This window comes from Methylobacter sp., assembly GCF_023227905.1.
Classification (GTDB): Bacteria; Pseudomonadota; Gammaproteobacteria; order Methylococcales; family Methylomonadaceae; genus Methylobacter_A.
Window position 1 is genome coordinate 1 of sequence record NZ_JALOCF010000059.1, and the last position, 21,060, is coordinate 21,060.

The 21,060-nt window shown below is 49.2% G+C and carries 22 protein-coding genes and 1 tRNA gene; 10 read left to right on the forward strand and 13 right to left on the reverse strand.

The genetic code is table 11. The features are described 5' to 3' along the window. Positions 1 to 13: 13 nt before the first annotated feature. A complete protein-coding gene (locus tag M0R47_RS18330; RefSeq protein WP_292557476.1) occupies positions 14 to 823 on the reverse strand; it encodes a formate/nitrite transporter family protein in 810 nt (269 codons plus the stop codon). Between the two features lie 651 nt (positions 824 to 1,474). On the opposite strand from M0R47_RS18330, the gene M0R47_RS18335 reads away from it, so the two are divergent. Then, a complete protein-coding gene (locus tag M0R47_RS18335; RefSeq protein WP_292557478.1) occupies positions 1,475 to 2,449 on the forward strand; it encodes a GTP-binding protein in 975 nt (324 codons plus the stop codon). 94 nt (positions 2,450 to 2,543) lie between these two features. Here the strand turns inward: M0R47_RS18335 and M0R47_RS18340 are convergent, their stop codons facing one another. Further along, entirely contained in the window at positions 2,544 to 4,484 is a 1,941-nt protein-coding gene (locus M0R47_RS18340; protein WP_292557479.1) for a diguanylate cyclase, read from the reverse strand. 227 nt (positions 4,485 to 4,711) lie between these two features. Between M0R47_RS18340 and M0R47_RS18345 the strand changes: the two genes are divergently transcribed. The 3 genes from M0R47_RS18345 (at position 4,712) to rsmA (ending at position 6,893) form a co-directional block, all read left to right on the forward strand. Then, positions 4,712 to 4,788 (forward strand) — tRNA-Asp (locus tag M0R47_RS18345). Positions 4,789 to 5,094: 306 nt separating this feature from the next. Beyond that, the gene (pdxA, locus tag M0R47_RS18350) at positions 5,095 to 6,084 is read left to right on the forward strand and encodes a 4-hydroxythreonine-4-phosphate dehydrogenase PdxA (protein WP_292557481.1); all 990 of its coding nucleotides are present in this window, start codon (positions 5,095 to 5,097) and stop codon (positions 6,082 to 6,084) included. Between the two features lie 2 nt (positions 6,085 to 6,086). Next, the gene (gene rsmA / locus M0R47_RS18355; RefSeq protein WP_292557483.1) at positions 6,087 to 6,893 is read left to right on the forward strand and encodes a 16S rRNA (adenine(1518)-N(6)/adenine(1519)-N(6))-dimethyltransferase RsmA; all 807 of its coding nucleotides are present in this window, start codon (positions 6,087 to 6,089) and stop codon (positions 6,891 to 6,893) included. A 235-nt stretch (positions 6,894 to 7,128) separates the two neighbouring features. Here the strand turns inward: rsmA and M0R47_RS18360 are convergent, their stop codons facing one another. From M0R47_RS18360 to M0R47_RS18380, 5 genes are all read right to left on the reverse strand, one after another. After that, complete coding sequence (locus M0R47_RS18360) at positions 7,129 to 7,452, reverse strand: iron-sulfur cluster assembly accessory protein (RefSeq protein ID WP_292557485.1); 324 nt, start codon at positions 7,450 to 7,452, stop codon at positions 7,129 to 7,131. Between the two features lie 9 nt (positions 7,453 to 7,461). Further along, positions 7,462 to 8,571: a cysteine desulfurase family protein gene (locus M0R47_RS18365; RefSeq protein WP_292557486.1), complete on the reverse strand. Its 1,110-nt coding sequence runs from the start codon at positions 8,569 to 8,571 to the stop codon at positions 7,462 to 7,464. A 12-nt stretch (positions 8,572 to 8,583) separates the two neighbouring features. Further along, entirely contained in the window at positions 8,584 to 9,054 is a 471-nt protein-coding gene (iscR, locus tag M0R47_RS18370; protein ID WP_292557488.1) for a Fe-S cluster assembly transcriptional regulator IscR, read from the reverse strand. Positions 9,055 to 9,206: 152 nt separating this feature from the next. Then, positions 9,207 to 9,959, reverse strand: a complete 753-nt coding sequence (gene cysE, locus M0R47_RS18375; protein ID WP_292557490.1) for a serine O-acetyltransferase — start codon at positions 9,957 to 9,959, stop codon at positions 9,207 to 9,209. Continuing rightward, complete coding sequence (locus M0R47_RS18380) at positions 9,952 to 10,692, reverse strand: RNA methyltransferase (RefSeq protein WP_292557492.1); 741 nt, start codon at positions 10,690 to 10,692, stop codon at positions 9,952 to 9,954. Before M0R47_RS18380 ends, cysE begins: the two co-directional genes overlap by 8 nt. Positions 10,693 to 10,970: 278 nt before the next feature. Between M0R47_RS18380 and M0R47_RS18385 the strand changes: the two genes are divergently transcribed. Further along, complete coding sequence (locus tag M0R47_RS18385) at positions 10,971 to 11,765, forward strand: inositol monophosphatase family protein (protein WP_292557513.1); 795 nt, start codon at positions 10,971 to 10,973, stop codon at positions 11,763 to 11,765. 48 nt (positions 11,766 to 11,813) lie between these two features. Here the strand turns inward: M0R47_RS18385 and rimI are convergent, their stop codons facing one another. The 5 genes from rimI to arfB form a co-directional block, all read right to left on the reverse strand. Beyond that, complete coding sequence (gene rimI, locus M0R47_RS18390) at positions 11,814 to 12,353, reverse strand: ribosomal protein S18-alanine N-acetyltransferase (protein ID WP_292557515.1); 540 nt, start codon at positions 12,351 to 12,353, stop codon at positions 11,814 to 11,816. Beyond that, a complete protein-coding gene (locus M0R47_RS18395) occupies positions 12,334 to 13,044 on the reverse strand; it encodes a uracil-DNA glycosylase (RefSeq protein ID WP_292557493.1) in 711 nt (236 codons plus the stop codon). The genes rimI and M0R47_RS18395 overlap by 20 nt, the downstream gene beginning before the upstream one ends. A 55-nt stretch (positions 13,045 to 13,099) precedes the next feature. Next, positions 13,100 to 14,644, reverse strand: coding sequence for a 2-isopropylmalate synthase (locus M0R47_RS18400; RefSeq protein ID WP_292557496.1), 1,545 nt, complete (start codon positions 14,642 to 14,644; stop codon positions 13,100 to 13,102). 338 nt (positions 14,645 to 14,982) lie between these two features. Next, positions 14,983 to 15,723, reverse strand: coding sequence for a CDP-diacylglycerol--serine O-phosphatidyltransferase (gene pssA, locus M0R47_RS18405; protein ID WP_292557498.1), 741 nt, complete (start codon positions 15,721 to 15,723; stop codon positions 14,983 to 14,985). A gap of 223 nt (positions 15,724 to 15,946) precedes the next feature. Then, positions 15,947 to 16,363, reverse strand: a complete 417-nt coding sequence (gene arfB, locus M0R47_RS18410; RefSeq protein ID WP_366513248.1) for an alternative ribosome rescue aminoacyl-tRNA hydrolase ArfB — start codon at positions 16,361 to 16,363, stop codon at positions 15,947 to 15,949. Between the two features lie 290 nt (positions 16,364 to 16,653). On the opposite strand from arfB, the gene M0R47_RS18415 reads away from it, so the two are divergent. From M0R47_RS18415 to dtd, 4 genes are all read left to right on the forward strand, one after another. Beyond that, positions 16,654 to 17,658, forward strand: a complete 1,005-nt coding sequence (locus tag M0R47_RS18415; protein ID WP_292557502.1) for a class 1 fructose-bisphosphatase — start codon at positions 16,654 to 16,656, stop codon at positions 17,656 to 17,658. A gap of 270 nt (positions 17,659 to 17,928) precedes the next feature. Then, the gene (locus M0R47_RS18420) at positions 17,929 to 19,158 is read left to right on the forward strand and encodes a pyrophosphate--fructose-6-phosphate 1-phosphotransferase (RefSeq protein WP_292557503.1); all 1,230 of its coding nucleotides are present in this window, start codon (positions 17,929 to 17,931) and stop codon (positions 19,156 to 19,158) included. A 157-nt stretch (positions 19,159 to 19,315) separates the two neighbouring features. After that, complete coding sequence (locus M0R47_RS18425) at positions 19,316 to 19,720, forward strand: gamma-glutamylcyclotransferase family protein (protein ID WP_292557505.1); 405 nt, start codon at positions 19,316 to 19,318, stop codon at positions 19,718 to 19,720. Further along, positions 19,717 to 20,163: a D-aminoacyl-tRNA deacylase gene (gene dtd / locus M0R47_RS18430; RefSeq protein WP_292557507.1), complete on the forward strand. Its 447-nt coding sequence runs from the start codon at positions 19,717 to 19,719 to the stop codon at positions 20,161 to 20,163. The genes M0R47_RS18425 and dtd overlap by 4 nt, the downstream gene beginning before the upstream one ends. 98 nt (positions 20,164 to 20,261) lie before the next feature. Here the strand turns inward: dtd and M0R47_RS18435 are convergent, their stop codons facing one another. Further along, on the reverse strand, positions 20,262 to 20,450 hold the full coding sequence (locus M0R47_RS18435) for an LPXTG cell wall anchor domain-containing protein (protein ID WP_292557509.1): 189 nt from the start codon (positions 20,448 to 20,450) through the stop codon (positions 20,262 to 20,264). Between the two features lie 21 nt (positions 20,451 to 20,471). Between M0R47_RS18435 and M0R47_RS18440 the strand changes: the two genes are divergently transcribed. Then, on the forward strand, positions 20,472 to 21,060 hold a 589-nt coding region (locus tag M0R47_RS18440), incomplete at its 3' end, for a U32 family peptidase (protein ID WP_292557511.1).

Below are 21,060 nucleotides of genomic sequence, written 5' to 3' on the forward strand. Positions count from 1 at the left end.
TAATTCGGATTAATTATAAGGCGCGTTTAGGCGCGGTTTTTATATGCGTGGAATAGAGGGTCAATCCGGTAAACGCAAGCCCGCCCATCAGATTACCCAAAACAGTCGGAATCTCATTCCAGATAAAATAATCCATAATCGAAAAATTTCCTCCCATGATCAAACCGGCTGGAAACAGAAACATGTTGACGACCGAGTGCTCGAAGGCCATGCCAAAGAACAGCATGATCGGCATCCACATGGCGATCACCTTGCCGCTAACGGAAGTGGAAATCATCGCTCCAACCACGCCGGTAGATACCATCCAGTTACAAAGCATGCCCCTGATAAAGATCGTAAACCAGCCGGCCACGCCATATTTTGCATAGCCCAGCGTACGTGCTTCACCGATGCCGGCCAGCTTTATGCCCACATCATTAGGTGCAATAGAAAAACCGTAGGTGTAGACAATGGACATCATGACCGCCACGGTTAACGCCCCTAGAAAATTACCTGCAAAGACTAAGCCCCAGTTCCTGAAAATACCGTTGATGGTTACGCCTGGGCGTTTATCGAGCAATGCCAGCGGCGTTAACACAAAAACACCGGTCAGAAGGTCGAAGCCTAGCAAATACAACATGCAAAAACCAACGGGGAATAAAATTGCACCAAAAATTGGGGAATTCGTTTGCACAGTAATAGCGACCGCAAATACCGCAGCCAACGCCAGGATCGCACCGGCCATATAAGCCCTGATCAAAGTATCTCTGGTTGACATGAAGATTTTGGATTCGCCCGCGTCGACCATTTTTGTGACAAATTCTGAAGGAATCAGGTAGGACATAACTCACCTTTAAAAAGTTAGATAAATAACGAATTGAGGTGCCGGATCAAAAACACCTTGATTTGTTTGGTTAAGCCTGTTTTCGCAAGCTGTTGATACCCTTGGAAACGAGCGTTCTTTCACTCGTTCTTTGCAGATAACCTAATTAAAATCAAGGCATAAACAATAGACGAGTAAAGTTATCGCCGCCTGTTTAAAACAAGCGACTTTTCAACGCCATTGTTGAAGGGAAAGGAGGATGCGCCATCGCACCACCTTTCATTGGAAAAGCACGGATTGTGCCAAACCATCTAATCCAGCTGCTTAGCGTTGTTCAGTGAGGACTTGCCTGGATCCTGTCGCATTTTTTGCACTAAAACAAATTGTGGACGCACCAAAATGACACAAATCAAGAAAAATAAACCCCAGAAATTAACCACCAGCTAGCCCGGTAGGGGCATGTTGTTAACCTCTTGCATTGGCGAGTGTCCAATGTCGTGCAACGAAAAGATGTCGCCTCAAGCGCCTACTGTTGGTGCACGATCTACATCGCTATGCTCCAAGTAATGCAACGGGATTCTGGTTTTGTCAGCCGTGTCATTGGAGGCTAAAATGTCGGGCAACGAAAAGGTGTTGCCCGATCTATAGCTACAGCGCTCATTAATAAACAATATGAACCATCACAACTTGTCCCCATCCACTAAAGTCATTGAGCGAATCCCCGTGTTCATCATCAGCGGATTTCTCGGCAGCGGGAAAACCACTTTATTGAACCGCTTATTGAGTCATGCACCCAAATCTGCCGTGATTATCAATGAATTCGGCACCACACCGATCGATCAACAATTACTGCGCGAGCATAAAGTGCCTTTATCAACCTTGGTGGGCGGTTGCTTGTGCTGTCAGGTGCGCGGTTCGTTAACGCCGTTGCTTAAAAACTTACGTATGGCTTGGGATTCAGGGGATAAGCCTTTCGAGCGGGTGATCATCGAAACCAGCGGCGTTGCCAATCCGGAACCGGTGCTGGATATTTTGTTAAGGGAACGCTGGTTGGCAGCGCGTTATAGCTTGCAAGGCGTTATTGCTACGGTTTCAGCAGGCATGGATACCGATCATTTCGATTATTTTCCAGAAGTCCAGGCGCAAATTGCCTGGGCTGATACGGTGGTCATGACGCAAACCGACTTGGCAACAGCTGACGCGATTGCAACGCTGGATGCACGCTTATCGGCCCTGGCCCCTGCCGCGATTAAGCTGAGCGCTGTGCAAGGCGAGCTTGACCCCGATGCACTGCTCAATTGTCCGAAGAAATTCCGTCGGTTGCGCGATACGGAACAGTCCGATTTACCCGATCATGGCTTTAACAGCATCGCCTTGCAGCTTGAGCATCCGCTACCGTGGGAGCGGCTACAAAAAGCCTTGGAATACCTGATTGCCCATTACCCTGAACAGCTGGTCCGTTTAAAAGGCATGGTTTACACGCCTGGTCAAGACGAACCATTGTTGGTGCAGGGAACAGCCGGAAGGCTTTATCCGGCAACGCGGCTGCCGGTAAGAACTTCCGATGACGGCATTGGGCGGCTGGTTATTATTAGCCGGGGGGAAGTAAAAGGCTTGGCTGAAGACCTGATGGCGCAATTGCGTTAGCGGAAACGGGGGATCAAGCGGAAAAGCCGGGCGTGAGATTCGGCTATGCCGATAACACGTTCGTTCGTCACAAGATTTTCAGCAGAGCTTATGATTATTCGATTGCTTTATTTCGCGGCATGCTCTTGGAATAGAAAGAAATTCCCAGTTTTCCCTGTTTTGCCTGATACATTGCCGTGTCGGCAAGATGAACCAGGGCTTCGGCGCTATTGGCATCCCGTGGGTAAATCGCAATACCGATGCTGCCTCCCAGCGTAAATTCCAGTTCAGCAAAAATATAAGGTTCTTGTAATTTTTTCAGGATTTTTGCGGCGACCGGCGCCGCTCCATCCGCATCGGTTTCCGGCAGCACGAGTGCGAATTCATCCCCGCCAAGGCGGGCGGGCATATCGGAGTCACGTAAAGTGGTGGCAATTCTGTTGGCTGTTTCCTTGAGTACTTCGTCGCCAACAGCGTGTCCCATAGTGTCGTTGACAAATTTGAAGCGGTCCAGGTCCAGGTAAAACAGTGCAACCGACTGGTTATTGCGGTGCGCCATATTGATGGCATTATGAAGCTGGTCGGCAAACAGTCTGCGATTAGCCAGACCGGTCAGTTCATCATAATGAGACAGCCAGAGTAAGCGATCATCGGCCTGTTTGCGCAATGTGATGTCATGCACAATGCCGTCAACGCCTATCAAGTTATTGTGTTCGTCATAAACCGGGGTGTCAGTCACTTCAAGCCAATGGATATCCTTGTAGGCGCTGTATATTTCCAGTTGGTAAGGCGAATCGGCCAAGCCTTGGGCGCATGCCTTGGCGTGCTCGGCAATTTTAAGGTTTGTCGGGTTATCAGTAAGATACTCATGATAGTGAGCCTTAAATTCATCCGGACTATAGCCGAGTATGTGGGTTATTGAGGGGCTGATGTAAGTGAATACGCCGTCACAGTTGCGCTGGTAAAAAAAGTATTCATTACGCAGGTTTTCAACCAGGCTGCGGAATTTATGTTCGCTGGAATTCAGCTCGGCGGTGCGCTTTACGATCAGATGCTCAAGATCGTCTTTCAATGTCAGCAGGATTTTGTTGGTGGTCTGGACTTCGTGTCTTGACAGCTTGATTTTCTTGTTTTGTCTACGGACCCGGACAATCCATAGTAGCAATAAAATCAAGGTCGCTACGAAACCCGCGATAATTTTCCAAATCAGTTCGTAGTCAATTGAAGATTCCATGCCGGGAACCCATTTGGCGTGGATGTTCTGCATTTCTTCTTCACTTATGCTGGTCAGCCCCTTTTGTAAAATATCTGCCAGAATCGGCCAGTCGCCGCGCACGGCAATGCTTTCATTAATGCTTTCATTGACGCTATCGCTATCATAAAAGGCTGCAATTTTCAGGTCAGTCAGAAGATGTTTTGTTTGCAGGTAATTGGCCGTAGCCATAAAGGTAATGGCGGCATCGGCTTTTTCCGTGCTGACTGTCTTTAGCTCGTCCAGCATAGAATCGACAAAATAGGGAGTCATTGAAGGAAGTTCCTTAATAATCCGTTCAACAAATTGATAACCCTTGACCAACGTGACCTTTCTTCCTGCAAGATCGGAGCGATTTTTTATCGTCGAATTATCTCTTTTGGTTATGATAACCAAGGATTTCATCAGGTAGGGTTGCGTGAAAATAAACCACTGTCTGCGATCCGGTCGATTGATCATTGTAGCGACGACATCAACTTTACGCGCAACCGCCGCTTCATATAATTTGTTCCAGCTGGTCCGGGGATAGATTTCAAATTTAATGCCTAAGCGTTTGCCCAGGATGTTCATGACTTCGACGGCAATGCCTTCAGGTTGCCCCGAATCATTGAGAAAACTATAGGGCGGTAGCGAGCCGTCAAAAGCAACCCGGATATTCTGATGACGCTCTAACCAGTCCCGTTCTATGGGCGTCAATTGCACTACGGGATCAGGTTTGTTTCCGGTCGAAACTGCATCGCTAAAATTGTCTGCTGCAGCGATATTTAGGAAAGCGAAAAAAAACAACGAAATTAGATAATGCATTGCCTGTGCTGGGTTAGTTTTCAATATGGGAAATAAGACGGGAGTCATGCCTTTATAATCTTTGCGTTGATTTAGCATGTATATTGAATACTACAATATGCCTATGACGCCCATATAATCTTAATCTATTTCTGAGATACGGCATAAAAGTAAAACCATAGTGCCTGTGTCTCGACTTTATTCTTGACAGAACGACGCGATGCTTTAGAATACGCGCCTCGAACTGCGGAGCGGTAGTTCAGTTGGTTAGAATACCGGCCTGTCACGCCGGTGGTCGCGGGTTCGAGCCCCGTCCGCTCCGCCATCTCTCCGGCATGATTATCACTGCCGATCTAAAAGCCAGTTTATCCAAATTGCTGCTGATTTCCCTCTGTCAAACCTCCGTTACCGAACTGTGTCGTGGCGTTTACCATATTACCGCGGCAGCATTGGCTGAGGCTCATTAAGCGATGATCCGGGTTTTATAGCCGAGGCTTTGATGCCGATGGCGAGACCTGAAAGATCATAAGCTGGAGCTCATCATTACCTATCTTCCTTAAATTGGCATTATTTTTGAAATAATCCTGGTGCTTATGCTGTAAAATTATTCTTTTTTATATCGTTTTTTCAGATGACAGTCAGGCTACCCGTACCGCGTATTGCATTAACACCCGGAGAACCCGCAGGCATAGGTCCCGATCTTTGCATTCAGCTTGCCCAGCAGGATTTGCCTTGCGAAATCATCGTTATAGCCAGCCCGCAATTGCTGGAAGAGCGCGCCAGGCAATTAGGCCTGCCGCTTAAGATAAAAGAGTTCGATAGCGCTATGCCTGCAACGGCCCAGACTGCCGGATGCTTGACGATATTGCCGGTGGAGCTGGCGGAGCCGGTACAGTGCGGACAATTGAATCCGGCCAATAGCCGCTATGTGCTGAAAACCATCACCAAAGCGACTAAGGGTTGCATGGACGCGGTTTTTGATGCGATGGTTACAGGTCCTGTCCACAAGGGCATTATCAATGATGCAGGTTTGGCTTTTAGCGGCCATACCGAGTTTATCGCCGGCATTACCGGCGGACATCCTGTCATGATGTTGGCAACACCGGGCTTGCGGGTGGCGCTGGCAACGACCCATATGCCGCTGTCGGAAGTCAGTCAGGCCATTACTCATACCCGGCTGCGGACAGTGATTCGAATACTGGATCATGAATTGCGCTCGCGCTTTGGCATCGCCCATCCGAAAATACTGGTGTGCGGGCTTAATCCTCATGCCGGAGAAAACGGCCATATGGGCCGGGAAGAAATCGATATTATCGAGCCGGTGCTCGATACCTTCCGCAAGCAAGGCTTGAATCTGCATGGGCCGTTACCGGCCGATACGCTGTTTACCGACAAATATCTGGCGACAGCGGATGCGGTTCTGGCGATGTATCATGATCAAGGCTTGCCGGTGCTCAAACATATGGGTTTTGGCCGGGCTGTCAATATTACGCTGGGATTGCCGATTATCCGTACTTCGGTTGACCACGGCACGGCTTTGGATATTGCCGGTAGCGGCAAGGCCGATTCAGGCAGTCTACAGTTTGCACTCCAAACCGCAATAACAATGGCTACACAATAAAAATGGCACATACTCCGCGCAAGCGCTTCGGTCAGAATTTTCTTCATGACCACACTATTATTTACAACATTATCTCCAGCATCCAGGCCAAACCCGATCAACACTGGGTTGAGATTGGGCCGGGGCAGGGCGCATTGACCGAGCCTTTGTTAAAACAGGGTGTGCGCCTGGAGGTGGTTGAGCTTGACAGGGATTTGGTGGTTTTGCTGAGGGAAAAGTTCAAGCAATACTCCAACTTGCAAATTCATAGCGCCGATGCGTTAAGGTTTGATTTTTCGTCGCTGGCGGGCGAGGGCAAGAAGCTGCGCGTCATCGGCAATCTTCCATATAACATTTCAACGCCGTTGATGTTTCATCTGTTGGATAATGCTTCTTGCATTGAAGACATGCATTTCATGTTGCAAAAGGAAGTGGTAGACCGGATTTGCGCGGCTCCAGGCAGCAAAAAATACGGCAGGCTGAGCGTCATGATGCAATATTATTGCGCAACCGAACTGCTGTTCGATGTGCCGCCGGAAAGTTTCGATCCGGCTCCAAAGGTCATGTCTGCTATCGTCAGACTGGTGCCCCACAGGCAGCCGCCTGTTGCGGTTAATGATATAGCCAAGCTGAACCGCGTTGTTACCCAGGCATTTTCGCAACGGCGCAAAACCCTGCGTAATTCATTGAAAAAGCTGATTGCTGAGGAAGAGATTGCCGCTTTGGGCATAGACCCGACACTCAGGGCAGAAAACATATCGTTAGCGGAATTTGCGAGCTTGAGTAATCTGTTGCAGGATGACTCTTGCGGTACACCCGGCAGCGTATAATACGAGAGATCAAACTTTTCTGGCAAGTATAGAGAGCACGGAGTAGACGGGTAAACACGAATATGCTGGAGGTACCTCGTTTAGCAACGCGTTTGTTGCATTGATGTAGAACGTTTTTACGGGTTAGACCTTCCAGGTTTTTAAAACCTGGAAGGTCTAGTTTAAGAACCGCAGTTGATCCACGACAAATGAATGAATATTTTCGTACTTTTTGTGGACGGATTGATTTTCCCAATCAAACAGAAAAACTCTCGCCGCAGCCGCAGGTGCCTTTTACATTCGGGTTGTTGAACTGGAAAGCTTCGTTAATACCTTCACGTCGATAGTCCAGCTCTATACCGTCGATAAATTGCAGATCGTTTGCGGCCACGATGACTTTGACGTCGAAATTTTCAAACACCGCATCGCCCTCATTCAGGGCGTCGGCGTAGTCAATCGTATAAGCATAACCCGAGCAACCGGATTGTTTGACGCCCAGTTTTAAGCCCAGGCCTTTACCGCGTTTTTCCAATTGTTTTTTGATTTGCCGGGCGGCGCTTTCAGTGAGTGAGATAGACATATAACCTCTTTATCCTTTGATAGTTAAGGATTTTAATTGTTTAATAAATTCAAGAATTTCAGCTTCGGTATTGGCTTTTCCCAAACTGATGCGGATTGCACTTTTTGCATCGCTAGGTTCAACACCCATGGCTGCCAGGACCGGACTGGGCTCTCTCTGGCCGCTGGCGCAGGCTGAGCCGCTGGAAACGGCGATATTTTTTTGATCCAGCTGCATCAGCAGCATTTCGCCGTCAATGCTTTCGATGCCCATCTGGACGGTATTGGGCAATCGTTCCGAGCGTTCAGCAAAAATGGTCAGGCCGGGAATAGTGCTTAAGCCATGCTCCAACAGTTGCCTGAGTGTTAGCAGATGCGCGTGGCGTTCGGCAAGTTCGGTTTTGGCGAGCTCAGCCGCTTTGCCAAAGCCGACGATTGCGGCGGCATTTTCAGTCCCGGCCCGGAATCCTTGTTCCTGTCCTCCGCCCAGCATGACAGGCTTTAGCTGCACGGATTTTTCAAATACCAGTGCGCCGCAGCCTTTTGGGCCGTAAATTTTATGGCTGGACAGCGACATCAAATGCACCCCGAGTCGGTTAAAATCTACCGGGATCTTGCCCAGTGCCTGCACGGCGTCAGTATGAACCTTGATGCCGTGTTCCGTTAACTGGCTAGCATAGTGAGCGACATTCTGCACTGCGCCGGTTTCATTGTTGGCTAGCATCATCGACACTAGGCCGGGCTTTAGCCGAATAGCCTCGTCGATAGCATGCTGCGTGACTTGGCCGTTTGCATCGACATCAAGCAGCGTTAGCTGATGATCCAAGCTTTTTAAATGCAGGGCAGGCTCAATAACCGAGGGATGCTCAATAGTTGAGACGGCGAGCCCGGCCCGAGGGTCGAGCGTTGCCAAAGCCAGGTTATTGGCTTCGGTACCGCCGCTGGTGAAGACGATTTGCCCAGGCTGTACGCCAACCAATGCCGCAAGTTGCTCGCGAGCGGCATCAATGGCACTGCTTGAGATTCTGCCGAGACGATATAAGCTGGAAGGGTTGCCGTAGAAGGTCTTCAGGAAAGGCTGCATCGCGTCCAGAACGCGATCGTCTAGCGGCGTGGTCGCATTATGATCAAAGTAGATCATTCAAGTCGGGCATTAGTCGTGATGACGGTAAATTTCAATAGGCTGGGCATCGTTATGCTGCCTCATGGCAACCTCCTGAACCTGGTCTCTTTCCAGCAGGTCGGCCAAAGAAATGCTCTTCAAATAATTTCTGATTTGCTCGCTCAAGCCCATCCACAGATCATGGGTCAAGCAGGCCTGATCCTTCTGGCAATTGGCTTCTCCGCCGCATTTGGTTGAATCAAGCGGTTCATTGACGGCGGCGATAATGTCGGCAATATTGATATCGCTGGTCTTGCGACACAGCTTGTAACCGCCGCCAGGTCCGCGCACGCCTTTTACCATGCCTGCCCGGCGTAAGCGGGCAAATAGCTGTTCCAGATAAGACAGGGAAATGGTTTGACGAGCCGCAATATCAGTCAGGGTTACCGGCTTGATTTGACTATGAAAAGCCAAGTCCAGCATTGCTGTAACCGCGTAGCGACCTTTAGTTGTTAAGCGCACAATAGTGTCCTCTAATAAATACCGTTAAGATATTGTTACTATACTTAACCCAGCAAAATAGTCAACTATTATACCCTAGGTGAGAATAGGTATTTATTAAATGCGGCTGATGTTCCGCAGGCAAACTACATTAGAACTTTTTAGCGTCCGCCTTATTCATAACTGTCCTCAATTTCGCAGCCGTCCAATTTGGAAATCGGAGATTCAGCGTATTTAATGCCCGCATCATTAAGCGCTTTTTTCAGGGTTTCTATCTGCTTGTCCATGTCATGAATATGATCCAGCATGTGATTGATCGCATAGGCGATGGGGTCGGGCATATCGGTTGTCGCTCCGTAAGCGTGAAAGCCCATTTTGTAGGCAATCTTGTCGCGTTCGGCTGCCGCTTTGCTTTTAGGATCGACGATATGACCGGGAATGCCCACCACGGTTGCATCGGCCGGAACCGGTTTTAGGACCACCGAGTTTGAACCTATCCGGGCGTTTTCGCCGATATCGATAGGTCCCAAAACTTTTGCTCCCGCACCGACTACTACGCCGTTATGAAGGGTCGGATGACGCTTGCCCTTATCCCAGCTGGTTCCGCCCAAGGTTACGCCATGGTACAGGGTGCAGTCGTCGCCGATAACGGCGGTTTCGCCGATCACAACGCCCATGCCGTGATCGATAAAAAAACGCCTGCCGATAACAGCGCCGGGGTGAATTTCAATCCCGGTCAGCCAGCGGCCGAGATGGGCGATAAAACGGGCCAGCCATCTGAATCCTGCCAGCCAGAAAAAATGGCTCAATCGGTGGATTAAAACCGCATGAAATCCGGGATAGGTGGTGATCACTTCAAAGACCGATTGCGCAGCCGGATCGCGTTCGAACACGCAGGCGATATCTTCTTTTATTCGGTTAAACATCGTTATTCCTTTTGTGGCCTTGAGACATCCGCAAGATGCCCCGGAGTATGTCCAGTTCCTTGGAGTCCAGTTGTACCCGGTTATAAATCCGGCGCAAACGGCGCATGATGGATTTGGATTTGGCAGGATGCATAAAGCCTATATCGGTTAGTGCTTCAGCCATGTGAGTGTAAAAAGATTCCATTTGCGCCGCCGAGGCTAAAGGCTCTTCGCCTTTATCGCCGACAAAAATTTCCTCTTGCGGCGCCAAGCCGGATGCGACGAATAATTCATAACAAACAACCTGCACGGCCGCGGCAATATTGAGGGAGCTGTATTCGCTGTTGCAGGGGATGCGCAGCAAAAAGTGACATAGATCCAGTTCGTGATTTTTCAGGCCGGAATTTTCCCGGCCAAAAACGATAGCCACTTTATTGCCGGGTTCAGTGATCAGCACTTTTTCCGCGCATTCCCTGGGCGTCAGTTCCGGCCAGCTAATGGTCCGGCCTCGTGCGCTGGCGCCGATTACCAGCTGGCAATCGGCAATGGCCTCTTGCAAGGTTTGGCAAACGGTTGCGCCCACCAGCACGTCATCAGCGCCGGAAGCTCTGGAAGTGGCGTCGGCGCTGGGAAATATTTTAGGCGCAACCAGCCAGAGGTTATGCATCTTCATGTTTTTCATTGCGCGGGCGACTGCACCTATATTCCCCGGATGTGTTGTTTCGACCAGCACAATTTTTATAGTAGACAGCAAGGCCTTGTCCTTAGTTAAAAAAAGAGCCTAAGTTTAGCAAAATATTTGGTATTATATGGGGTTTTCAGCAATTGCTTCTGCATCGCTTAGACACCTGCATTGGGTGTTCTAACTTTTGCATAGCCCTTAAGGTATTACACGACTGCATGGACGCAGGAGGTAGAGCAATGCAGGAGCAATTGCCGACGACTGCATGGATGCAGGAGGTAGAGCAATGCAGGAGCAATTGCCGAGTAGCAAATTCCGCCCACACACCCGTACTGAATATAAATCCGCCTATGCAACCCATGTTAAATACTGCCGTCCGTGCCGCAAGAGCCGCCGGCGACTTGATTCTTCGCTCATCCGATAATATCGGTCACCTAAAAGTCGACCAAAAAGGTAAAAACGATTACGCCAGCGAGGTTGATCGTATGGCCGAACGGGAAATCATCAACATTATCAAGGCAGCCTATCCTGATCACAGCATCCTAGCAGAAGAAAGCGGCACGTATGAGGGCAACGATTTTATTTGGGTGATCGACCCGCTGGACGGCACTACCAACTTTCTGCACGGCTTTCCGCAATACGCCGTTTCCATTGCCTTAAAATACAAAGGCAGGATTGAAGTCGGTGTTGTTTATGACCCGTTACGCGATGAATTATTTACCGCCAAACGCGGCGGCGGCGCCATGTTAAACAATCGCCGCCTTCGGGTAACCAGTCAAACCAGCTTAAAAGGCGCATTAATCGGCACCGGCTTTCCGTTTAAAACCGATTTGCATATGGATGCTTATTTAGGCATGTTCCGTGCAATAGCGACCGATTCTGCGGGAATTCGCCGAGCGGGCGCTGCGGCGCTTGATCTGGCCTACCTGGCTGCCGGCCGGTTGGATGGTTTTTGGGAAATTGGCTTGATGGAGTGGGATATGGCCGCAGGTATTTTATTGGTAAAGGAAGCGGGCGGAGTGATTACCGATTTTTCTTTTAATGATAAGTACCTGGAATCGGGTAACGTTATTGCCGCAAGCCCCAGAATGCATCAAATTCTGTATCAGCTTATCGAGCCGCATGTTACCGATAATTTGAAATAAATCTGCTGTAAGCCGGATTGATCAATCCGGCTTACAGGCTATTCAACGCTAAAAAATCTGCTTTGCCAGCATAATGGCGTCTTCGCGGCCATTTTCCGCCTGATAATAACCTTTTCTGATGCCGATTTCGTTAAAGCCCATGTCTTCGTAAAGGGCGATTGCGACGGCATTGGACGGCCTGACTTCCAGAAACATGGTATCCGCCCGGCCCTGGGCATGGTTGATAAGATTTTCCAGCATCTTACGGCCTATCCCTTGTCCCTGTTCGGCCGGTGCTACACAAATATTTAAAACATGAGCCTCGCCTACAGCTATGGAGAGTATGCTGTACCCCAGCACGGTATCCTGCTCTTCGCAGACCCAGCAGCTATAATTGGCTCTAAAGCAGTCCCTGAATATGTCTTCTGCCCAGGGAAATTGATAGCTTGCTCTTTCAATCGCCATAACCTGGGGTAAATCGGAATTCCGCATTTTTCTCAGGCGCATCAAATCTTTTCTGCCCACCGAGCCAGGGAATAATTTTGCATAGAATTCTCTATCGGCATCATAAACCACAAATTCTTTTATTTTATCTAACATCGTTCCCAACATGATTAACCTTCAGTGTCTTATATGTGTGCAGCCCGAGTTTTAAGTCTTCCCATGCTTTGCGCTTGTCGAGCATTGATCTTAACAAATAGGCAGGATGATAGACTACAATAACCGGCGTATCATTTAAAGCGTGTCTTTTCCCTCTTAGTTTGCCGATAGGTTGATCCGTGTTGAGCAGCGCTTGTGCGGCGACACGTCCTAAAACCACGATGATTTTTGGCTTCAGCAATGCTATTTGCCGTAACAGGTAAGGTTTGCAAGTTGCAATTTCGATAGGTTGGGGATCGCGATTAGCGGGAGGGCGGCATTTTACAATGTTAGCTATAAAGACCTCTTCACGGTCAAGACCTATGGCTCTTAGCATCTCCGTTAATAACAGGCCCGCCTTGCCGACAAAAGGTAAACCTTGCTGGTCTTCGCTTTGCCCCGGCGCTTCACCGATAATCATCCAATCGGCATTTTTATTGCCTGAGCCGAAAACGGTTTGGGTGCGTGTTTTGCACAAGTCGCATTTAGTGCATGGGGCGACTTCCGCTTGCAACGCTTCCCAGCTGTCGACCTGTTTTGGCCGGGTATTTTCAGCGATGACATCAGGTGTCGATGCTTGCTCATGGTCAGCAGCAGCCCTAGGCAACCAAACATCAATGCCCATAGCTTCCAAGTATTGCAGACGTGTTGCGTTATCCAAAACCGGCTCGACTAGTTAGTATTCCCACGCCGGAGCGTGGGAACAATGATGCAGCTCAAACATCGCCTTTTTGAGGATGCCTGCGTTGGTCAGGGCTTTGCAGCTTATTCACGGCATTGATATAGGCCTTGGCCGAGGCAATCACAATGTCGGTATCGGCGCCCAAACCGTTAACGATCCGGCCCGCTTTTTCAAGGCGAATAGTGACCTCGCCCTGAGCATCGGTGCCGTTGGTGATGCTGTTGACCGAATAAAGCTCCAGCGTGGCGTCGGTTTGCACCAGTCTTTCTATGGCTTTTAAGCTGGCATCGACTGCGCCGCCGCCACTTGCATTGCCGGTGACTTCTTTATTGTCCACCCGTAGCGTAACGGTTGCGTTGGGTATTTCGCCGGTTTCCGAGCACACTTTCAGGGCGATCAGTTTGACATGCTCGTCTTCTGCCTCGAACCCGGCTTCCGAAATCAAGGTTTGCAAATCTTCATCAAAGATTTCGTGCTTTTTATCAGCCAATTGCTTGAAGCGGGCAAAAGCCTCGTTCAATTCCTCTTCCGAGCCGAACTCAAAGCCCAATTCGGTGATGCGGCTTTTAAATGCATTTCTGCCCGAATGCTTGCCCAGCACCATGCGGTTAGCCGTCCAGCCGACATCTTCGGCGCGCATGATTTCATAAGTCTCGCGGCTTTTTAACACGCCGTCCTGATGGATGCCCGCCTCATGCGCGAAGGCATTGGCGCCGACGATAGCTTTGTTGGGCTGCACTGGGAAGCCGGTGATTGACGATACCAGTTTCGAGCAGGTCAAGATTTCGCGGGTGTCTATGACAGTTTGGCAAGGGAACACATCTTTGCGAGTGCGCACCGCCATAACCACTTCTTCCAGCGACGCATTACCTGCACGTTCGCCTAAGCCGTTAATCGTGCATTCAACCTGACGTGCGCCGTTCATAACCGCCGACAGGGAGTTGGCAACCGCAAGGCCCAAATCATTGTGGCAATGCACGGAAAAAATCGCCTTGTCCGAATTGGGGATACGCCGGATCAGGTTGGCAATGGTTGCTCCGAATTGCTCAGGAACACTGTAGCCCACGGTATCGGGAATATTCAGCGTCGTGGCTCCGGCGTCGATGACGGCTTCAAGTATCCGGCACAAAAAGTCTTCTTCCGAGCGCCCTGCATCTTCCGGCGAGAATTCGACATTATCGGTATATTGCCGTGCGCGTTTGACGGCCCTGACCGCATAATCGATCACTTGCTCGGGCTGCATCTGCAATTTCATTTGCATATGAATCGGAGATGTGGCGATAAAGGTATGAATGCGTGACTGCCTGGCGCCTTTAAGCGCTTCACCTGCACGGTCGATATCCTTGTCCAGGGCTCTGGCCAATCCGCATACCACGCTATCTTTTATGACATTGGCCACGGCCTGGACGGATTCAAAATCGCCGGGACTGGCCGCCGGGAAACCGGCCTCGATCACATCGACCTTTAAGCGCTCCAGGGCCTTGGCAATACGGATTTTTTCATCGCGCGTCATCGAAGCGCCGGGGCTTTGCTCGCCATCGCGCAAGGTAGTGTCGAATATTATTAACTGGTCTTTCATAAAAACTCCATTCTCGGCAATTGTTCCCTGCATCGTCTTGGCAATAGCTCCTGCATCGCCTAGAGCGCCTACTGTTGGTGCTCTACTTCTTGTTTGCATACAGTCGATGAAGGGTTATCAACGGTTAGGTTGATACTCGGATATAGGGGGATTTAAATCATTAATATGGAATAAAGATATGCCCCGTCAGGGCAGGAATCTTAAAGGCAGGCATAGCCACGCACGCAAGGCTGTTCCGGCAAATATTGCGCCGGAAAGAGGGTTTTGAAATGCATGATTGATTTGAATAAACATGGTCGTGACTATACGCCAATGGCTGTGCTGCCTCAAGCAGATTTTTACGCTTTACGCCCGTGCAACCTGCGTCTGCGCATGATCAGGGTAAGAACCGGGCCTGAAATTGCGTAACCTAAAAACAGCAGGAACAGCATCGTTTGCGGCTGCGCCATCACGAACGAGATGCCCAGCATTACCGCAATGGCGACAATAAAAGGCACTTTGCCTTTAAAATCGATCTTTTTGAAACTCCAGTAGCGGAAATTACTCACCATCAGCAAACCGGTGCTAACTGTTAAGGCAAGGGCAAAATATTTGAACACCTCTATGTCGTATTTGTACTCCAGGCAAATCCAGATAAATCCGGCAAGAATAGCTGCTGCAGCAGGGCTGGGAAGGCCCTGGAAATAGTTTTTATCGGCTGTTGCCAACTGGGTGTTAAAGCGCGCTAGTCGTAATGCGCCGCCTGCGGAATGAACAAATGCCGCAAACAGGCCTAATTTGCCAAGGCTGGCAAATGCCCATGAATACATGACCAATGCCGGGGCGGCTGCAAACGAAACCATGTCGGAAAGACTGTCGTATTGCGCGCCGAATTCGCTTTGCGTATTGGTTAGCCTCGCTACCCGGCCATCCAAGCCGTCCAGAATCATCGCTACAAAAATGGCGATAACAGCAGTTTCATAACGCCCGCCCATCGCCGAAGTGATCGCATAGAAACCGGAAAATAGGGCTCCCGTGGTAAACAAATTAGGCAGCAAATAAATCCCACGACTACGAGTTAAGCGTTTTTCTGGAGGCATATTTAAATCAATCCTTAAGTTTTAGGAGGTCAGTAAAAAACATTACGCTGAAATTATACAATGAGCCTGCAAACTGCACCTAGCTTAATCAAAAATCAGAATTAGTCACCGGATCGGCTCTTCACTAATTCTTTGACAAGCTCAGGGTGTGCGGCTTTAACAGAAAATGGCTGGGCTTAGGATACTCCCGGTAGAGCTTTTATTGGGTTTGCCCGCCATGAGGCTAATTGTAATCAATATTTCCTCTTAATGCTTTTAGTCGGCCTTGTTTGGCTTTACTGTCCAGGCGCTTTAGTTTTGAGCTTTTGGTGGGTTTTGTCGCTTTGCGCTTCTTATGCACGATAGCCACGCTTTGGATTAATGCCAGCAGCCGACTTAAGGCATCTTCCTTATTCTTTTCCTGGGTGCGATACTGCTGGGCCTTGATGATAATCACTCCTTCCTTTGAAATACGCTGGTCATTTAAGGCCAGTAGTTTTTCCTTGTAAAATTCGGGTAATGAGGATGCATTAATATCAAACCGCAAATGGATGGCGGTGGATACTTTGTTGACATTCTGTCCGCCGGTTCCCTGGGCACGAATCGCATGAACTTCAATTTCATTGTCCGGGATACTGACCTGATTGGATATTTGCAGCATTGCTATCAAGCCCTTTTGTGGGTTATACATCGATTGTTTTCTTGCTTGGCGATCATTATATTAAGGCCGTAGCAGTGTCAGCCGAGAGCTGATCTTATTTCATTTAAATGATATGAAGACAACAACATCTATATTGACGGCAAATGCCGGCTTTAATGATTTACAATATGAGCTATACGCAGACAGTTTTTGCGCAAGGCGCTATTGATGCAAAGCCGCGTACGCAGAAGCTGTATCTCACCCTTGAACATATTTTTGAAAACGACAACATACCATCGGAGCGATAAAGAATGAGCAACCATGTTACTTTGACCCAGTTTATCATTGAGCAGCAGCGTGAGTTGCCGGGGGTATCGGGAACATTTACTTCGATATTAAATGATGTGGTTACCGCGTGTAAGAAAATTTCGCATTTGGTTAATCAAGGCAATCTGATTGGTGTGCTGGGCAGTGCCGATTCCGAGAATGTACAGGGTGAGGTGCAAAAGAAACTGGACATCATCACCAATGACATTATGGTGGATGCGCTGAATTGGACCGGTCATTTGGCCGGCATGGCATCGGAAGAAATCGACGATATTATTCTTATTCCTCCGCAGTATCCAAAAGGCAAATACCTGGCATTGTTCGATCCCTTGGATGGCTCTTCAAATATTGATGTTAATTTGGCGGTAGGCACCATATTCTCGATACTGCGTTGCCGTGAGGGTGTGGACCCGGCGCTGGAAGATTTTTTACGCAAAGGTTCCGAGCAGGTTTGTGCGGGGTTTGTGCTTTACGGTCCGTCTACGATGATGGTCTTGACGACGGGGCAGGGGGTTAACGGCTTCACGCTGAATCAGGATATCGGCGAATTCATCCTGACCCATCCCAACATGACGATTCCTAATGACACCAGTGAATTTGCGATTAATATGTCGAACCAGCGTTTCTGGGAACCCCCTGTAAAGCGCTATATCGATGAATGTTTGCAGGGCAAGGACGGTTTGCGCGAAAAAGATTTTAATATGCGCTGGGTCGCGTCGATGGTGGCGGAGGTTTACCGGATACTGACGCGTGGCGGGGTTTTTATGTATCCGTATGATTTACGCGACCCGACAAGAGCCGGAAAGCTGCGCATTATGTACGAGGCCAATCCGATGGCCTTTATTATCGAGCAAGCGGGCGGCGCTTGTTCCACCGGGCGTGAGCGCATCCTGGACATTAAGCCTAAAGGCCTGCATCAGCGGGTTCCGGTTATTTTGGGTTCCAAAAGTGAGGTTGAGCGCATTGTCCAGTATCACTTGGAGGGCTGATTAAGCAGGCAAAAGGCTCAAGGCGAAAGACTAAAAATAGTCGCCACCGCCTCTGCCGTTGCTGTTTAAAACCTTAAAGCTTCCGCTCACCTACATTCATACAGAGCCAGCTTTGTACTCCGGTATCTGTGATTTTTGGAGTCCAAAGCTGGCTTTGGTCGTTATACCGATCCCGCGCTGGAGAGCGTGAGAACGATACGAAAGACTAAAAAAGAGCCCCTCTTGTATGATAAAATTTTCGTTTTTTAATTTCACCCTTTGAGTTTCTCCATGAACAAACCTAAAAAAGTCGCGATTCTCACGGCGGGCGGCTTGGCCCCTTGCCTAAACTCAGCCATCGGTAGCCTTATCGAGCGTTACACTGAAATCGACCCAACCATAGAAATCATCTGCTACCGTAGCGGTTATAAAGGTCTGTTACTGGGTGATTACTATACAGTCACTCCGGCAATCCGCGAAAAAGCAGGCCTTTTGCATCGTTTCGGCGGCTCGGTGATCGGCAACAGCCGCGTCAAGCTGACCAACGTTAAAGACTGCGTTAAACGCGGCCTGGTTGAGGAAGGCCAAGATCCGCAAAAAGTTGCCGCCGACCAATTGGTTAAAGACGGCGTCGATATTTTGCACACCATCGGCGGTGACGATACCAATACCGCGGCAGCCGATCTTGCTGCGTTTCTGGCGAAAAACAACTACGGCCTGACCGTTATCGGTCTGCCTAAAACCGTCGATAACGACGTATTCCCCATCAGACAATCGCTGGGCGCTTGGACGGCTGCCGAGCAGGGTGCGCGTTACTTCTGGAACGTGGTCGCCGAAAACAATTCCAATCCGCGCATGCTGATTGTTCATGAAGTGATGGGACGTAGCTGCGGTTGGTTGACAGCCGCTACCGCTCTGGAATACCGCAAATTGCTGGATCGCGCCGAGTGGTTGCCTGAGCTGGGCCTTGATCGCGCTACTTATGAAGTACATGGCGTGTTTATCCCTGAAATGACTATCGATCTTGCTGCCGAAGCGGCTCGCCTTCGTGCAGTGATGGATAAAGTCGATTGCGTCAATATCTTCGTTTCCGAAGGCGCAGGCGTTGAGTCTATCGTCGCTGAAATGCAAGCCAAGGGACAAGAAGTGCCGCGCGACGCGTTTGGTCACGTCAAGCTGGATGCGGTTAATCCGGGCAAGTGGTTCGGTGAACAATTTGCGCAAATGATCGGCGCGGAAAAAACATTGGTGCAAAAATCAGGTTATTTTGCTCGCGCTTCTGCGGCCAATGTTGAAGACATTCGTCTGATCAAATCTTGCGCCGATTTGGCTGTCGAGTGCGCGTTCCGCCGCGAATCAGGCGTTATCGGCCACGATGACGACCAAAACTTTGTGCTGCGTGCGATTGAGTTCCCACGCATTAAAGGCGGCAAGCCTTTTGACTTGAACTCACCTTGGTTTAACCAGACTTTGTCTGAAATCGGTCAGGCTAAAGGCGCTAAAGTCGAGGTTGGGCACTAAACTCTCCGCATAAGCATCGGCTTAAGCCGATGCGCCGGTTCCCAATCTCCAGATTGGGAACCTCAACGGAAAAGCTCCAGCTGCTTAAAACGGTAAGCTGGAGCTTCCAGTCCGATTCCCAAGCTTGAATTTGGGAGCCAGCGAAAACAGACGCATCATGAACCCCGACTATATTTTTGTTTACGGAACGCTCAGGCGCGATGCGAACAGTGATATGCATCAACTGTTGGCAAAATATGCGGAATTTGTGAGTGACGCCACCTATCAAGGCAGGCTTTATAAAATCAACTATTACCCCGGTGCTGTTCCTTCCGATGATTCCAATGATGCCGTGCATGGTGAAGTCTATTGGCTACATCAGGCCGATGTTGCACTTCCTCTACTCGACCAATATGAAGAGTTTGGTCCGGATTTTCCCGGCCCCAACGAATTCATACGGAAAAGACAATCGGTATTGCTCAAAAACGGATGCACCGTTACCGCATGGGTTTATATATACAATCATTCCATCTTGGGCTTGGAATTGATTAAGTCTGCAAATTTTATTCAACAGCCGCTATGATCACTATTATTCAACGCGTAACCACCGCTAAAGTCACCGTCAATAATCAGGATATTGGAAAAATCGATACCGGCATTATGGCGCTCGTTGCGGTGGAAAAGGCCGACACCGAAAAAGATGCTCAGCGTCTATTGGAACGTATTCTCAATTACCGGATTTTTGCCGATAGTGACGACCGTATGAATCTGAGTTTGCGGGATATTAACGGCGGCTTATTGTTGATTCCGCAATTTACGCTGGCGGCAGATACCCAAAAAGGCAATCGGCCCAGCTTTATTTCAGCCGCGCCACCGGAAAAAGGCAAGGAGCTGTTCGATTATTTACAACAATTGGCAAAACAAATTTACCCAAAAGTTGAATTCGGTCAATTCGGTGCCGATATGCAGGTTGCGCTAATCAACAACGGACCGGTTACTTTTACGCTGAGGACGCGTACAGATTGATTAATCACCACGAAGGCACGAAGAGCACGAAATTTTTACTCTGGTTTTTTCTTCGTGAACTTCGTGCCTTCGTGGTGTATGCTTTGAGCCGATTTTACCTACTCATCATCTTCCTCATAAGGCTGCGCTTTCACATTATCAGGAATTTTCGGCATTTTGGCCGACCGCAACAAAATTAACGCACCGCCCAAAACGAACAACAGCGCGACTATAAACAACACGATCCACATTTCATCTTTCCCCGTTTTTGGCTTGCCTACGCCGGTTGCGGTAGAATACCTCCACACAGATCATTTACATATTTCAATATGAAACAAGTTGAATTACTTTCCCCTGCCGGAACTCTTAAAAACATGCGCTATGCCTTTGCATACGGTGCGGATGCGGTTTATGCAGGACTGCCTCGCTATAGCTTGCGGGTGCGCAACAATGATTTTCTGGCTGATAATCTGGCCAAGGGCATAGATGAAGCTCATCAACTGGGCAAAAAGTTTTTCCTGGCGACCAATGTTATTCCGCATAACGCCAAGGTTAAAACCTTTATTAAAGACATTGCCCCGGTTATCGCGATGCAGCCGGACGCCTTGATTATGGCCGATCCGGGTTTGATTATGATGACGCGGGAAGCTTGGCCGGACATGCCGATCCATCTGTCGGTACAGGCCAATACCGTCAATTATGCATCGGTCAATTTCTGGAAAAGCATGGGTGTTGAGCGTGTTATTTTGTCCCGCGAGCTGTCGCTGGATGAGATTGAGGAAATCCGCCAGCTCTGCCCCGATACGGAGCTTGAGGTGTTTGTCCACGGCGCGTTATGCATCGCTTATTCCGGCCGTTGTTTGTTGTCTGGCTACTTTAATCACCGCGATCCTAACCAGGGGACTTGCACCAATTCCT

Excerpts from the sequence above, each read along its gene's own strand:
- M0R47_RS18330 (WP_292557476.1), bottom strand. The coding sequence starts at position 823 with ATGTCCTACCTGATTCCTTCAGAATTTGTCACAAAAATGGTCGACGCG.
- M0R47_RS18335 (WP_292557478.1), top strand. The coding sequence starts at position 1,475 with ATGAACCATCACAACTTGTCCCCATCCACTAAAGTCATTGAGCGAATC.
- M0R47_RS18340 (WP_292557479.1), bottom strand. The coding sequence starts at position 4,484 with ATGCATTATCTAATTTCGTTGTTTTTTTTCGCTTTCCTAAATATCGCT.
- pdxA (WP_292557481.1), top strand. The coding sequence starts at position 5,095 with ATGACAGTCAGGCTACCCGTACCGCGTATTGCATTAACACCCGGAGAA.
- rsmA (WP_292557483.1), top strand. The coding sequence starts at position 6,087 with ATGGCACATACTCCGCGCAAGCGCTTCGGTCAGAATTTTCTTCATGAC.
- M0R47_RS18360 (WP_292557485.1), bottom strand. The coding sequence starts at position 7,452 with ATGTCTATCTCACTCACTGAAAGCGCCGCCCGGCAAATCAAAAAACAA.
- M0R47_RS18365 (WP_292557486.1), bottom strand. The coding sequence starts at position 8,571 with ATGATCTACTTTGATCATAATGCGACCACGCCGCTAGACGATCGCGTT.
- cysE (WP_292557490.1), bottom strand. The coding sequence starts at position 9,959 with ATGTTTAACCGAATAAAAGAAGATATCGCCTGCGTGTTCGAACGCGAT.
- M0R47_RS18385 (WP_292557513.1), top strand. The coding sequence starts at position 10,971 with ATGCAACCCATGTTAAATACTGCCGTCCGTGCCGCAAGAGCCGCCGGC.
- M0R47_RS18400 (WP_292557496.1), bottom strand. The coding sequence starts at position 14,644 with ATGAAAGACCAGTTAATAATATTCGACACTACCTTGCGCGATGGCGAG.
- pssA (WP_292557498.1), bottom strand. The coding sequence starts at position 15,723 with ATGCCTCCAGAAAAACGCTTAACTCGTAGTCGTGGGATTTATTTGCTG.
- arfB (WP_366513248.1), bottom strand. The coding sequence starts at position 16,363 with ATGCTGCAAATATCCAATCAGGTCAGTATCCCGGACAATGAAATTGAA.
- M0R47_RS18415 (WP_292557502.1), top strand. The coding sequence starts at position 16,654 with ATGAGCAACCATGTTACTTTGACCCAGTTTATCATTGAGCAGCAGCGT.
- M0R47_RS18420 (WP_292557503.1), top strand. The coding sequence starts at position 17,929 with ATGAACAAACCTAAAAAAGTCGCGATTCTCACGGCGGGCGGCTTGGCC.
- M0R47_RS18425 (WP_292557505.1), top strand. The coding sequence starts at position 19,316 with ATGAACCCCGACTATATTTTTGTTTACGGAACGCTCAGGCGCGATGCG.
- dtd (WP_292557507.1), top strand. The coding sequence starts at position 19,717 with ATGATCACTATTATTCAACGCGTAACCACCGCTAAAGTCACCGTCAAT.